Annotated in this window: 9 protein-coding genes; 3 read left to right on the plus strand and 6 right to left on the minus strand. The window is 40.6% G+C overall.

Annotated features, from left to right (window positions below; all coding sequences use genetic code 11):
• Positions 1-391: 391 nt before the first annotated feature.
• The 3 genes from HYG93_RS16215 to HYG93_RS16225 all read right to left on the minus strand — a co-directional run bounded on the left by HYG93_RS16215 (position 392) and on the right by HYG93_RS16225 (position 5,220).
• Positions 392-2,173 (minus strand): acyl-CoA dehydrogenase C-terminal domain-containing protein, encoded by a 1,782-nt coding sequence (locus tag HYG93_RS16215; RefSeq protein WP_106986272.1) that lies wholly within the window; start codon positions 2,171-2,173, stop codon positions 392-394.
• A 170-nt stretch (positions 2,174-2,343) separates the two neighbouring features.
• The gene (locus HYG93_RS16220) at positions 2,344-4,146 is read right to left on the minus strand and encodes an acyl-CoA dehydrogenase C-terminal domain-containing protein (RefSeq protein ID WP_106986271.1); all 1,803 of its coding nucleotides are present in this window, start codon (positions 4,144-4,146) and stop codon (positions 2,344-2,346) included.
• A 441-nt stretch (positions 4,147-4,587) separates the two neighbouring features.
• On the minus strand, positions 4,588-5,220 hold the full coding sequence (locus HYG93_RS16225; RefSeq protein ID WP_178962675.1) for a hypothetical protein: 633 nt from the start codon (positions 5,218-5,220) through the stop codon (positions 4,588-4,590).
• A 135-nt stretch (positions 5,221-5,355) separates the two neighbouring features.
• On the opposite strand from HYG93_RS16225, the gene baeS reads away from it, so the two are divergent.
• The 3 genes from baeS to HYG93_RS16240 all read left to right on the plus strand — a co-directional run bounded on the left by baeS (position 5,356) and on the right by HYG93_RS16240 (position 9,222).
• Complete coding sequence (baeS, locus tag HYG93_RS16230; protein ID WP_178962676.1) at positions 5,356-7,029, plus strand: sensor histidine kinase efflux regulator BaeS; 1,674 nt, start codon at positions 5,356-5,358, stop codon at positions 7,027-7,029.
• Between the two features lie 17 nt (positions 7,030-7,046).
• The gene (locus tag HYG93_RS16235; RefSeq protein ID WP_106986268.1) at positions 7,047-7,733 is read left to right on the plus strand and encodes a response regulator; all 687 of its coding nucleotides are present in this window, start codon (positions 7,047-7,049) and stop codon (positions 7,731-7,733) included.
• A 133-nt stretch (positions 7,734-7,866) separates the two neighbouring features.
• Positions 7,867-9,222 (plus strand): amino acid permease, encoded by a 1,356-nt coding sequence (locus HYG93_RS16240; protein ID WP_178962677.1) that lies wholly within the window; start codon positions 7,867-7,869, stop codon positions 9,220-9,222.
• A 183-nt stretch (positions 9,223-9,405) separates the two neighbouring features.
• On the opposite strand, the gene HYG93_RS16245 is transcribed toward HYG93_RS16240, so the two are convergent.
• From HYG93_RS16245 to HYG93_RS16255, 3 genes are all read right to left on the minus strand, one after another.
• The gene (locus HYG93_RS16245; protein ID WP_178962678.1) at positions 9,406-11,325 is read right to left on the minus strand and encodes an acyltransferase family protein; all 1,920 of its coding nucleotides are present in this window, start codon (positions 11,323-11,325) and stop codon (positions 9,406-9,408) included.
• A 95-nt stretch (positions 11,326-11,420) separates the two neighbouring features.
• Positions 11,421-11,789: an MmcQ/YjbR family DNA-binding protein gene (locus HYG93_RS16250; protein ID WP_178962679.1), complete on the minus strand. Its 369-nt coding sequence runs from the start codon at positions 11,787-11,789 to the stop codon at positions 11,421-11,423.
• A gap of 87 nt (positions 11,790-11,876) precedes the next feature.
• On the minus strand, positions 11,877-13,322 hold the full coding sequence (locus HYG93_RS16255; RefSeq protein ID WP_178962680.1) for a YdiU family protein: 1,446 nt from the start codon (positions 13,320-13,322) through the stop codon (positions 11,877-11,879).
• Positions 13,323-13,425 lie beyond the last annotated feature (103 nt).

Consider the following 13,425-nt stretch of genomic DNA (forward strand, 5'->3'; position numbering starts at 1 on the left):
TCTGCCTGTTTCAAGATGGACATGATCTGACTATCAGTAAATTTAGATGTTTTCATGCAGAATCTCCTGCTCGTATCTTAAGAGAAAATTCTACTTTTAGATCCTATTATTTTTAGGGGGGATTACCAGACAATTGTTGATCCTTGGTATGTAGAAACTTCAGATGCTGATTATGCAATAATTGGTGGTCAAGAACCTATACGAACAATACAAGGTTATCAAACTTGGAAAGACCAAGAATTTATAGAGTTGACTGATAAAGATGTTTCTAAAAACTTTTTGATTTACTGCAAAAGATGGTTGTGTAAAAAGTTTCATTTATAACAATGAAAGACTCATTATAAAAAAAGCCCGAATATTCGGGCTTTTTTTATTTCAAACTTAAAGAGGCTTAAGCTTGATTGGTAAAGTAATCTTCAGAGAAGTTCATAATCACTTCAGAACCTGCTTTTACTTTTTGAATGCGTACAGCAAGTTCAGGTAAAACGCGTTGAACGAAATACAGTGCAAGAGACAGTTTGTTTTGATAGAACTCGCCGTCTTTATCTTTGGCTGCATTGGCAATGCGGGCAAACATATAAGAGAAGCTGAGTAGGCCTACAGCATGTAGATAATCCACCGCTGCAGAGTTCGAGAATTCTACGTTTTCACTTGCTGCTTCAAGTACATATTGTGTTACAGACTCAACTTCTGCCGCTGCATCTAAAGTTGCATCTTTAATGAAGTTAAGGTCAGCGCTTAAGTCATTGGCAAAATCACGGATTTCTTGGATGTATTCAGCAATGAATGCACCGCCACATTTAATGGTTTTACGGCCGATTAAATCTTGAGACTGAACGCCGTTGGTACCTTCGTAAATTTGGGCAATACGTAAGTCACGGATACATTGTTCCATGCCCCATTCACGGATAAAGCCATGTCCACCAAACACCATTTGTGCATCTAAAGTTGCGTTGAATGCTGTGTCTGTTAGGTATGCTTTTGCAATTGGTGTTAAAAGCGCAACACGGTCATTGGCTTTTTTCACAGCTTCTGCATCGGTAGAGAATTTAGTGATGTCGAGTTGTTGGCCAACATAGACTGCAAATGCACGAGATGCTTCATTGTTCGCACGTGCATTTAATAACATACGACGTACATCACCGTGAACTAAAATGCTGTCCGCTGGTTTAGCAGGGGATTGCACGCCAGATGCGCTACGGCCTTGTAGACGGTCTGTCGCATATTGCGCAGCATTTTGGTATGCAAATTCAGAAGCGCCGAGGCCTTGAATACCCATAGATAAACGTTCGTAGTTCATCATCACGAACATCGCAGCAAGGCCTTCGTTTTCTTTACCCACGAGGTAACCTTTCGCGCCGTCAAAGTTCATTACACACGTTGCAGATGCTTTGATCCCCATTTTGTGTTCGATTGAACCTGGGCCTGCTGCATTGCGCTCACCTAAAGAACCGTCAGCATTCACGATGAACTTCGGCACGATAAACAGTGAAATACCGCGTGAACCTGCAGGTGCATCTGGTGTTTTTGCCAAAACTAAGTGAATGATGTTTTCAGAAAGATCGTGGTCACCGCCAGTAATGAAAATTTTCGTACCTGTGATGTTGTAGGTGCCGTCTTCATTGCGTTCAGCTTTAGTTTTAATAATGCCTAAGTCTGTACCTGCATGTGGTTCAGTTAAGCACATTGTGCCTGACCATTCACCTGTATACATTTTTGGTAGGTAAGTTTCTTTTTGCTCTTGTGATGCATAGCTGTTTAATGCCATGCCTGCACCAACTGAAAGAAGCGGGTAGAGCATGAAAGATGGATTCGTCGCAAAAAGCATTTCGTCAGAAAGAACAGTCAGCATTTTTGGCATGCCTTGACCGCCCCATTCTTCGTCTGCACCCAGACCAATCCAGCCACCTTCAGCATATTGTTTAAATGCTTCTTTAAAGCCAGCAGGTGTTGTTACGCTACCGTTGTTATATGTTGCCCCTTCTTCATCACCTGTACGGTTTAAAGGATGCGTTACGTTTTGAGCAAATTTTGCCATTTCTTCTAAAATTGCTTCAGCCGTTGCTGCATCTACATGTGCAAGATTTTCATTGTCTTGCCAGAATTGTTCTGCTTTAAATACATCGTTTAGGATGAATTTCATGTCCGCAAGAGGTGCGTTATAAATTGGCATCGTGTGTCACCTGTTTATTGTTTGATTCGTAACGATTTAATCAGTCTAAGCGATAATTTTTTGCAGTGTTAGACGACTAAAGGCTTAATTTTTGAATTAGTTATAAAGAAAAAGGACTGCCAAATCAATGACCGTCCTTTGTTCTTTTTATTGTTCAGTGTGCACTGAAATTAGAATGCAAAGTGTTCAGCATCTAAAGTCATGAGTGGATCTACACCACCAGCAATCACGTCTACGTGTGCGCGAACACGTGGCAAGATTTTCTTGAAGTAGAAACGTGCTGTTGTGATTTTCGCGTTGTAGAAGTCAACTTCAGTTGTACCTGCTGCAAGTGCTTCTTGTGCTACAAGTGCCATACGTGCCCATAGGAAAGCAAGTGTTACGTAGCCAGAGAAGTATAGGTAATCAACTGCTGCGCCACCCACTTCGTCAGGGTTTTGCATTGCTTTCATACCAATTTGCATTGTTAAGTCACCCCATTCTTTATTTAGGGTAGCAAGCGGTGCAACAAACTCAGCCATTGCTGCATTGTCTTTGTTTGCTTCTGCAAATTTGTGGATGATCTTAGTGAAGTCTTTCAACATTGCACCTTGAGTACCCAATACTTTACGGCCTAACAAGTCAATCGCTTGGATTTCAGTTGTACCTTCGTATAAGCAAGAGATACGTGTATCACGTACGATTTGCTCCATACCGTGTTCTGAAATGAAACCGTGACCACCGAAGACTTGAACACCGTGTTTCGCAGATTCAGAACCTGTTTCAGTTAAGAATGCTTTAGCGATTGGTGTAAGAAGAGACAAGATGTTGTCAGAGAACTTACGTTCTTCTTCAGTCGCGCCTTTTTCTACCACGTCAGCGTGTTGAGCAAGTAAGTAAACTAGTGCACGACCGCCTTCTGCAAATGCTTTTTGCGTGAATAGCATGTTGCGTACAGCAGGGTGAACGATAATTGGATCTGCTTCTTTTTCTGGTGCTTTAGGGCCAGTTAAAGAACGCATTGCTAAACGGTCTTTTGCGTAAGTTAAAGCACCTTGGAACGCGCCTTCAGAAGCAGACAAACCTTGTACAGCAGTACCAATACGTGCAGTGTTCATGAATGTGAACATGCAGTTTAGGCCACGGTTTTCTGGTCCAATGAGGAAACCTTTTGCGTTGTCAAAGTTGATCACGCATGTAGAGTTACCATGGATACCCATTTTGTGTTCGATTGAACCACAACGTACGCCGTTACGCTCGCCTACAGAACCATCTGCAGTTAAGTTGAACTTAGGTACGATGAATAAAGAAATACCTTTTGTACCTTTAGGTGCGCCAGGAAGACGTGCAAGAACGATGTGGACGATGTTCTCAGCCATGTCGTGTTCACCAGCAGAGATAAAGATCTTCTCGCCAGAAATTGCATAGCTACCATCTGCTTGTGGTTCAGCTTTAGTACGGATAATACCAAGGTCAGAACCTGCATGAGATTCTGTTAAGCACATTGTGCCCGTCCAAACACCTGATACTAGGTTTGGAAGGTAAGCTGCTTTTTGTTCTGCAGAACCATGGTGCTCTAAAGTACGTACAGCACCATGAGAAAGACCAGGGTACATACCCCAAGCCCAGTTCGCAGTACCGACCATTTCAGAGATAGAAATACCTAAAGAGTTTGGTAATGCTTGACCGCCAAACTCTTCATCTGCAGAAAGAGAAGGGAAGCCTAGTTCGATGTATTTTTGATACGCTTCTTTAAAGCCAGTTGGAGTTGTTACAACGCCATCATTCCAAGTACAGCCTTCACGGTCGCCGACTTGGTTTAAAGGAGATAGTTCGTTTTCACAGAAATCTGCAGCGGCTTCTAAATATTGGTCAACCAATTCACGGCTTACGGTGTCAGAAAACGCAGGAAGTTTCGCATAATGTTCTTCAGCATTTAATAATTCATGCAGAACGAATTGCATATCACGTAAAGGCGCTTTGTATTGTGGCATATCGTTTTCCTCAATACTGGTTTCTACCAGCGTTAATAATCCTAAATAAAGGTTAATCGTGTCTTCAATGACACATGTTTTTGCAATGGGTTAATCGTGCAACATCTTATTGTAAGGTACAAGCATTTCCAGGGCATTTCTTAGTGACTGTAAAGTCAAAGAATCTGATCTTGAAAATCCTAAGTGTGTAGAGTGTATACAGTTTTGCTTCAATATTGATGAGCAGAATAGTCAAAAACGTAAAAAGTTATGTCGCCTCATAAAGCGCTATTTAAAACAGTTGCTTAACGATGATTAAGTTCTTGTATCAAAGGGCTGAAGGTAATGAGTACATGCTGAGGCTAAATGGAGTCATGAAAAGTGAAATACTGTGCATAAAAAAGGCGCTCAATAGAGCGCCTCATGTGACTATTTCTAGTCTATCGGATCTTTTGTGTCAGCTTAAGCGGTTTTAAGGGGCGCATTAGGGATAAAGCGGACTTCACATTTACCCGCAATTGTACGTTCGCCAGATTTAATTTGTACCGCTGTACCATTAGCTTTAGCTTGGCAAGCTTGAGCAATCGCTTGTTGATGTGCTTGACGCTCTGCTAAACGTTGATCAAATTGTTTAACCAATTCAGCGCGTTTGGCATCAGTGAGTGGCTCAGCAGAACGCATGTGCATTGAGCCATTCATATCACCACGCATTGGGCGGTGTTCGCCACGCATTGGCTTTTGTTCTGCACGTGCTTGTTTAAATTCTTGCTTAAGCGCTTGACGATCTGCTTTAAACTGAATCGTACATGTGCCATCAATAACTTTGTCGCCAGCTTTGACTTGAACGGCAGTCCCCGATGCTTTGTTATCGCAGGCCTGCTTAATTTTTTTAAACACTTGGCGTTGTTCAGCACGCATTTCTTTCATTTGCTCGCGTTGTTCTGGAGACATTTTGCGCGCTGAATCACCATGATGTTCTTTCATCATACGTTGATGATCATTGGCTTGATTTGCAGTGGTTGATTGGCAGGCTGTTAATGCACCCATACTGATAACACTTGCACCGATTAACGCGAGTTTTGTCATGTTGTTCATTGGTTTCGCCCCACTGCATATATTGAATATTTGATGCTTAAAGATTAAATAATAATGATGAAGAAACAATGAAGAGTTTTTTAGACCAGTGTTCGTTACAATAATAAATATAGAAGAAAAAATAGAGACTCTATTTTGAATATCCGTCGTGTGCCCATTGCTTTACGTTTATTTCTGACTGTGCTGTTGACCACTTTAGTGATCACAACGGTGAGTTTGGGCGTGCTTCATTGGAATATGCAACGTAATTTTACCAATTATGTTGCAGATGTTGAAATGCAGAAACTGGATTTACTGATCCATAATTTGTCCGATGTCTATGATGTGTATCAGGACTGGGGCAATGCTATTCAGGCGCAAATATTACAAATAGAAGGTAATGCTGGACCTGATGACTATGATCGATTATCAAATTGGTGGTTGCGTCGTCAGTATGATATTGCGTTACAACAACGCTATTTTAAAGAACATACCTTGGTCGCAGCCACCCCGACTTTAAATCCATCGGATATTGAAAAACATAAGGCGGATCTTGTCGAATTAGATTTTATTGAACGTAATTTACCTTCGGAATTTCGCCCATTTGATGGCTTAAAATTTCCTTTAAGTTCAAATCAAAATGTATTTAGACCCAAAGATCCGAAGGATGCAAAAGCATCGGAACAGGCAGACTCTTCAAAATCACAACCCGATGGCAAAAAGCAATTTATTCAAATGCCAGATCGTTTGGGCTTGAGTTCACGTTTATCTTTATATGATGCAAAACACCAATTTGTTGTGGGCGAACCAACAGATGCAAATATTTCCTATCGTCCGATTATGGTGAAAAATCAGGTCGTTGGTTATTTGGGTTTAAAACCCGTACTTGATCAAGATGATGCGATTAGTATTAACTTTTTTAGTAAGCAGAAACGTTATTTGATTTTGGTGTATGGTTTAACCTTATTGGCCAGTTTAATTGCTTCATTATTACTAGCGACCTATTTTAAAAAGCCGATTCAGCGCTTATTAAATGGAACACGTGAATTAACCAAAGGCCATTATCAGCATCAAATTACTGTCAATCGTAATGATGAGTTAGGCGATTTATCAAATGAGTTAAATCAATTGGCCATGATTTTAGATCAACATGAAACATCACGTCGTCAATGGGTGGCCGATACTTCACATGAACTGAAAACTCCGCTGGCTGTACTCCAAGCGCAAATTGAAGCCATGCAGGATGGCATACGTAAGCCAACGCCTGAGCATTTTGCCTCAATGCTCAATCAGGTGAGCAGTTTGAAAAAACTAACCCAAGATTTGGCAGATTTAGCACAAGCTGAAGCGATGCAATTGAAATGCTATATGGCCAATGTGAATCCGTGGCAGGTGATTGTGCAAGAAGTTGAAAACTTTAAGCCGAAGTTTGAGCAGGCACGCTTAACAGTGAGTGCACAGGGTGAGGGTGCTGATTTACAATTGGATATAGACCGTTTTAAACAAATTATGGTGAACTTACTGGGTAACAGTATTCGTTATACTGAAGCGGGTGGTGAGGTTCGAATTCATACTGAACAAAATGATGCCTATTGGACGGTGTACGTTGACGATAGTCCATTAGGGCTCAGCGATGAGCAGTTGGCTAATTTAGGGCAACGCTTCTATCGTGTAGACGATTCGCGCACACGCAGTACTGGTGGAACAGGTTTAGGTTTGGCATTATCTGGCAAAATTGCGCAAGCAATGGGTGGTGAGCTCAGTTTTGATCATTCGCCATTGGGTGGATTACGTTGCAAGTTAAGCTTCCCAAAACAAGTGAACTCTTAAAAGGAAAATAAGCATTTATGAAACATATTATGCTGGTTGAAGATGAAGTAGAACTTGCACAACTGGTGCGTGATTATTTAGAAGCAGCAGGCTTTGAAGTGAGCATGTTTCATGATGGCCAAGAGGCCTATGAGAGTTTTACACAGCGTAAGCCTAGTCTAATGATTTTAGATTTGATGGTGCCACGTATGGATGGTCTCACCATTTGCCGTAAAGTGCGTGAGCAGTCAGATCTGCCAATTATTATGGTCACTGCCCGTACTGAAGAAATTGACCGTGTGTTGGGCTTAAATATGGGTGCAGATGATTATGTTTGTAAGCCTTTTAGCCCGAAAGAATTGGTTGCACGTGTACAGGCGGTATTACGTCGTTTAGAGCGTAAAGCTGAGCCAGAAAGCAACGATTTATTCCGTATGGACAAAGGCCAGCAACGTGTTTGGTATCAGCAAAAGTCATTAAACCTCACACCAACAGAGTTTCGATTACTGGAACTATTTTTGGAGCATGTGGGGCAAGTGTATTCGCGTGCGCAGTTGCTAGATCACATTAACCCAGACAGCTTTGATGTTGCTGACCGTGTAATTGACAGCCACATTAAAAACCTACGCCGTAAAATTTCTGAGGCAGCCGAAACGGGCAACCGCCATGAGTGGATTCAGGCGGTATACGGTGTTGGTTATCGTTTTGAATATCCTGAAGATTAATTATATTTAGACAATCTAAAGGCGAATCCATGTAAATGTGTTCGCCTTTTTTATTGGGATGAGTAAGCCACAATAGCGCATAACCTGGCTAAAAAGATTTACAATCTACTTTTTTATCAGATGAGAACGTGTTGTGAGCAGCCAAATGCCTCAACTGCAGCGCCGATTGAAGAACCGCCATATTCAGCTGATTGCAATGGGCGGTGCAATTGGTACAGGCCTATTTTTAGGTTCTGCGCATATTATTGAATCGGCTGGGCCATCGATCATTTTAGGTTATTTGATTGGCGGTTTGATTGCCTTTTTAATTATGCGCCAGCTGGGTGAAATGATTGTACAAGAGCCAGTAACAGGTTCATTCAGTTATTTTGCCTTTAAATATTGGGGTAATTTTGCAGGATTTTTAACAGGCTGGAACTACTGGATTTTGTATATTTTAGTGGTGATGACTGAGCTGACGGCCATTGGTAAATATGTGAATTATTGGTGGCCACATGTGCCAGCATGGGTTTCGGTACTGGTATTTTTTGCGGTCATTACCCTTGCCAATTTAGCCAATGTCAAATTGTATGCAGAATCTGAATTTTGGCTGTCGATGATTAAAGTTGTAGCCATTGTTGCCATGATTATTTTTGGTGTGTATTTGCTGCTTACCGCAGATGCAGATTCTACGGCTTCAATCAGTAATTTGTGGGCACATGGGGGCTTTTTCCCGCATGGTTTTGAAGGCTTATTTTATATGTTGGCCTTTATGATGTTTGCCTTTGGTGGCATTGAGCTGATTAGCATGGCGGCCGCTGAAACTGAAAACCCCGATCAAAACATCCCGAAAGCGGTAAATCAAACCGTGATCCGCGTGTTCTTGTTTTATATTTGCTCTTTGGCGGTATTGCTGTCGCTGGTGCCTTGGAATCAGTTAAAACTTGGTGGTTTGGATCATAGCCCATTTGTGATGATCTTTAATCAGATGGGGATTGATTGGGCGGCACATTTGTTGAATTTTATTATTTTGACGGCGTCAGTTTCGGTCTGTAACAGCGGAATGTATGCCAATAGTCGTATGCTGTTAGGCTTGGCAGAACAGGGCAATGCACCTAAAGTCTTTAAGCAAGTGAATCAGCAGGGTACGCCGATGGCTGCAGTTTTATTTTCTGCGTTGCTGATTTTTGGTTGTGTGTTGCTGAATTATTTCTTGCCTGAAAAAGCTTTAAGTTATTTGATTTATATTGTGGTGAGTGCTGCTGTACTGAATTGGATGTTGATCAGCTTGATTCATTTGAAATTTAGAAAAGCAATGCAGCAACAGGGTATACAGACTAAATTTCCAGCCTTATGTGCACCATTCACCAACTATTTTGTTTTAGCGTTCATGCTGATGATTTTATACATCATGTGGAATCAGGGCTTTATGCTGTCAGTACTGATGCAGCCACTATGGATTTTACTGCTATTTGTGCTGTTTAAAGTGATGCAAACAAAGAAGGTTTAATGCAATAAAGGCTTAGGGAAGAGCCTTTTAAAGTATCCAATTTTAAAAGTAAATTTGTTTAACAACGATGTTGAAAGCGTTTTAAGAAATTGCCTTTAGAAGCAAATAGATTTTAAATTTTAATTTGTAAATTGACCTAAATGACTTTAAAAAATTAAAGCCATTTAGGTCTGCTTTCATATTTTATGGATTGAAGGCTTGTTTAAACATTGGAACTAAAAGCTTATTCCCATATTCACTGAGATGATTACCATCACGATAAATCGGGCGTCCTTTATATTCAGAAATACATTCATTTCCTTTACATAAACGTAATGCAGGGTCTAAGACTTTGGCCTGACATTGCGCTGCACTTTCCTGAATAATTTTGCGAATTTCTCCTGATCTTTTTAAGTAGGCATCGTGTGAAATAAATATTTTTTCATTGCGCTTGTAGAATACATTCTTAATGATTCTTTGCGGTAAATTGAAACCTACTTCTGGAATCGGTTGCACGATATATACAGGGTTAGTCTTAGAGGTTTGACATAAAACTTCAGTGAGATTTTTTTGAAATGAAATCATTCGATTCTTTTGACTGATATTTGGATTATCATCAAAATAAACAGAAGGTTTAGAGCCTCTCGCGTCCATGTGATCCGGGTCATTTTCTCCAATTAAGTAGCTTGGATATCTGGCAATGAACACCATTGGAATATTTTCATATTTTTTGGATGCAATTAAGTTTAAACGTTGTTGGTTGATTTCTGGGCAAGGACTTTTATCTTTGTAAAATTGCATATTGGGAATAAATGGGCAAGCAGCAGTTGCAAATGAAATGATACCTTCTGCTTTCAAATTAAAACTTGTTGCTACAGAAGTGGTCAATGCATCAGCATGGCTATCTCCAACAACAATAGCTTGAATTTTAGCTGGATTTCCTATGATACATTCATGTAACTCTTGTTGGTCGCAATCATAAGGATTGGTGTTATTGATTTCTTCATTCGCTATTTTAGCTGCTTCTGGAAGTCGTGAATCTACACCATCATTTGATTTAAGAAAATGTCCAAAGCCTAAAAGGAATAAAGCGAGATAAATTGCTTTTACTTTATAAATTTCTTTCCAAGATGAATAGCGTGGGAAACGAATCTTTTCAATAGCGTGATAACTTAAGAAACCACATAAAATTGACAGCGGTATCCCGTATATCCACCAATTTTCGAGACCAAGGTAGAAACCCAATACAACCAAGGGCCAGTGCCAAACATAAATTGAGTAAGACCATTTACCAATATGACTAAAAATAGGATTGTTAATGAAAACATTCTGTTGGTATTGACTCACAATAATTAAATACGCACCAAGGACGGGAATAAACGCCATATAACCCGGCCAAAGCGTATCTTTAGAGATAAAGATATACGATGCTAGAATTAGCACGAGCCCTAAGCATTGGGTTATAAGCTGTGATTTTTTGGTGTTTAATGACCAAGGATAGAGGAATGCTAAACCACCTATGAGCATTTCCCATGCACGGCTAGTCAGTAAAAAATAGGCAGTTTTGCTGTCTTTATAGGTTGCATATATACAATAAATAAAGCTGACTAAAAACAGCCCAAGCACTACACGTTTTAAATTATGAAGGCTTAAATATTTTTTAAGCATCAAAATGATAAGTGGAAAAAATATATAAAATTGCCACTCAACAGACAAAGACCATGTATGTAACAACCATTTAGTATGCTCAGCAGTATCAAAATAGCCCCCACCTTTTGAAAAAAGAAGATTGGAGATAAAGAAAGAGCTTTTTTCGATTTGTCGCCCTAAATCTTTATAATCAACCGGGGCTAAATAGAACCAGCCAAATATGGCTAAAAAGATAGTCATCGTGGCTAAAACAGGAATAATTCGGTTTGCACGTGCGGTATAAAATTTAAATAGGTTAAATGTGTTTTTTTCAATGCCATTAAAAATAATGGCTGTCATCAAAAAGCCAGAAATGACAAAGAAGACATCTACACCAGCAAAACCACCAGTTAGCCATTGTGGATTAAAGTGAAAAAGTACAACGGCCAATACAGCTATGGCTCGTAATCCATTGATATCGTGTCTGAATTGCATAAATAAAATAGCTAATCATTTAATTTGGGGTGATTCTAACTTTAATTAGAGATTGATCTATTGAAATTTCTATTTTTTTTAAATTAAAAATCATGCTATAGCAGACGTAAGAGCTCAATTCGCTGTTGCTTAGCTTTTTTTAGCTTTGAGACCACCAATTCATAAGAATTCAGCACCAAATCTTGCAGCAATTCATCTTCCAACGCTTCATCTGTAAATACAGAAATCCAATGCTGCTTATTCATGTGCCAGCCTGCGCGAATAAAGGGATAAATATCTCTCAGCATGTTGCCATTGTCTGGCAACACCTTTAAGTTAATCGCTGCTTTGCCTTCTAAATGAAAGCTCAGCATAAAAACTTTATCCATCACTTTAAATACATCACAGCCGTCACCAAATGGCTGAGTCACTGTCACTTCTGGCAGTTTTAGAGCGGTATGGGTAGCAATTTGATGTAAATGCATAAGCAGTCGGTTCTAATTGTAATTGTGGATAATGTTTAAATTATCCACAATTTTGAGCTGATTCAAGCTTGAATGTGTGGATAAATTTTAAGAAGAACAGCTCACCATAACTTCAGGTACATCACTTGGCAATGGCCCTAAATCTGCTGCTTGCTCAAGTTCAGGCTGTTTGCTAAAGGGTTGGCTCAGCAAAGTAAATAAACGCTCAACTTCTGAAAAATCATTACGCTCAGCAAGCTCAATCGCCTTTTGCGCCATGTGGTTACGCAAAATGTATTGCGGGTTGGCTTGTGTCATTTCAGCATCTAAAGCATGGGTGTCCTGATGTTCACGAATACTTTCATATTGCGTTAGGAAAGCTTCAAAAGCACGGCGGTCAAGGCAGTCATCTTTAATGGCTTCATATTGTTTTTCTTGCAGGCGGATAAAACTTTGCGTGTAGTCGAGCTGCTCGGTCTGCAAAATACGTAAGAACGCCATTGCGCAGTCAAAACTTTCTTTATGGAAGCTAGGTAAACCCATTTTCTGAGCTAAGCCCAATTTATAATGTTCCAAGAAGGTCTGTTCAAAATGCTCTAAACATTTGGCTAGATCTTCTTTCCATTGTTCTTTGTCATAATCAATAGGGCAGAGCGGTACTAAGTTATTCAGCCATTGCCATAAATTCCAATGGCCGATACTCGGCTGCTGTTGATAGGTATAACGGCCTTGGTAGTCTGAATGGTTGTTAATCCAATTAGGACGGAAGCGCTCTAAGAAACCATAAGGGCCAAAGTCCAAAGTCGAACCTGTGATATTGAGGTTGTCGGTATTCATTACGCCATGTGCAAAGCCGACCAGCTGCCATTTCGCAATCATTACAGCGGTACGCTGAATGACTTGGGTGGCAAAAGCCAAAATCGGCTGCTCTGCCTCTAAGCAATCAGGGTAATGCCATTCGATACATTTTTGGGTAAATTCAGGCAGTAAATCACCCTGATATTGATTGATCCATTCAAAATGCCCCAAACGGATATGGCAGTCTGAAGTGCGTAGCACCATTGCGCCTAACTCTAATTTTTCACGCTGTACGCCTTGCTCGGAGCTGGTAAAACCAACTGCATTGCTTGATGAAATACCTAAGCTGTTGAGTGCGTGTCCTGCCAAATATTCACGAATGGTCGAGCGCAGTACCGCACGGCCGTCACCCATTCGTGAGTAAGGGGTAGAGCCAGCACCTTTTAAATGCAGGTCAATGGTTTGACCAGCTTGATCTAAAATTTGAGCAATCAGGAGACCGCGTCCATCACCCAACTGTCCTGCCCATTGTCCAAATTGATGGCCTGCATAAACCATCGCTAATGGTTCAAATTCGGCAAAAGTTTTTTGACCGCTGCAGATTTCAACCCAGTGCAGAATATCATCTTCTGACCATTGCAGCTGTGCTGCCAAAGCGGCATTAAAATGGCCAGCTTTAGCGCCTTTGAGCGGGCTTGGCTGCTGATGGTGATATAGGCGGGAAGGGAGCGTGTTATAGCGCGGGTTAAACTGCATAGTCGTCTTGGAAAAAGTAGCTGTGCTGAAACTATAGCAAAGTGCGGGCAGTGATGGCAGACAGAGATGTTACGGTATTTATTATGCAGCGCAAAAAATAAAG

The organism is Acinetobacter sp. SwsAc6 (assembly GCF_013391565.1).
Taxonomy (GTDB): Bacteria; Pseudomonadota; Gammaproteobacteria; order Pseudomonadales; family Moraxellaceae; genus Acinetobacter; species Acinetobacter cumulans.

Excerpts from the sequence above, each read along its gene's own strand:
- HYG93_RS16215 (WP_106986272.1), bottom strand. The coding sequence starts at position 2,173 with ATGCCAATTTATAACGCACCTCTTGCGGACATGAAATTCATCCTAAAC.
- HYG93_RS16225 (WP_178962675.1), bottom strand. The coding sequence starts at position 5,220 with ATGAACAACATGACAAAACTCGCGTTAATCGGTGCAAGTGTTATCAGT.
- HYG93_RS16220 (WP_106986271.1), bottom strand. The coding sequence starts at position 4,146 with ATGCCACAATACAAAGCGCCTTTACGTGATATGCAATTCGTTCTGCAT.
- HYG93_RS16245 (WP_178962678.1), bottom strand. The coding sequence starts at position 11,325 with ATGCAATTCAGACACGATATCAATGGATTACGAGCCATAGCTGTATTG.
- HYG93_RS16255 (WP_178962680.1), bottom strand. The coding sequence starts at position 13,322 with ATGCAGTTTAACCCGCGCTATAACACGCTCCCTTCCCGCCTATATCAC.
- HYG93_RS16250 (WP_178962679.1), bottom strand. The coding sequence starts at position 11,789 with ATGCATTTACATCAAATTGCTACCCATACCGCTCTAAAACTGCCAGAA.
- HYG93_RS16235 (WP_106986268.1), top strand. The coding sequence starts at position 7,047 with ATGAAACATATTATGCTGGTTGAAGATGAAGTAGAACTTGCACAACTG.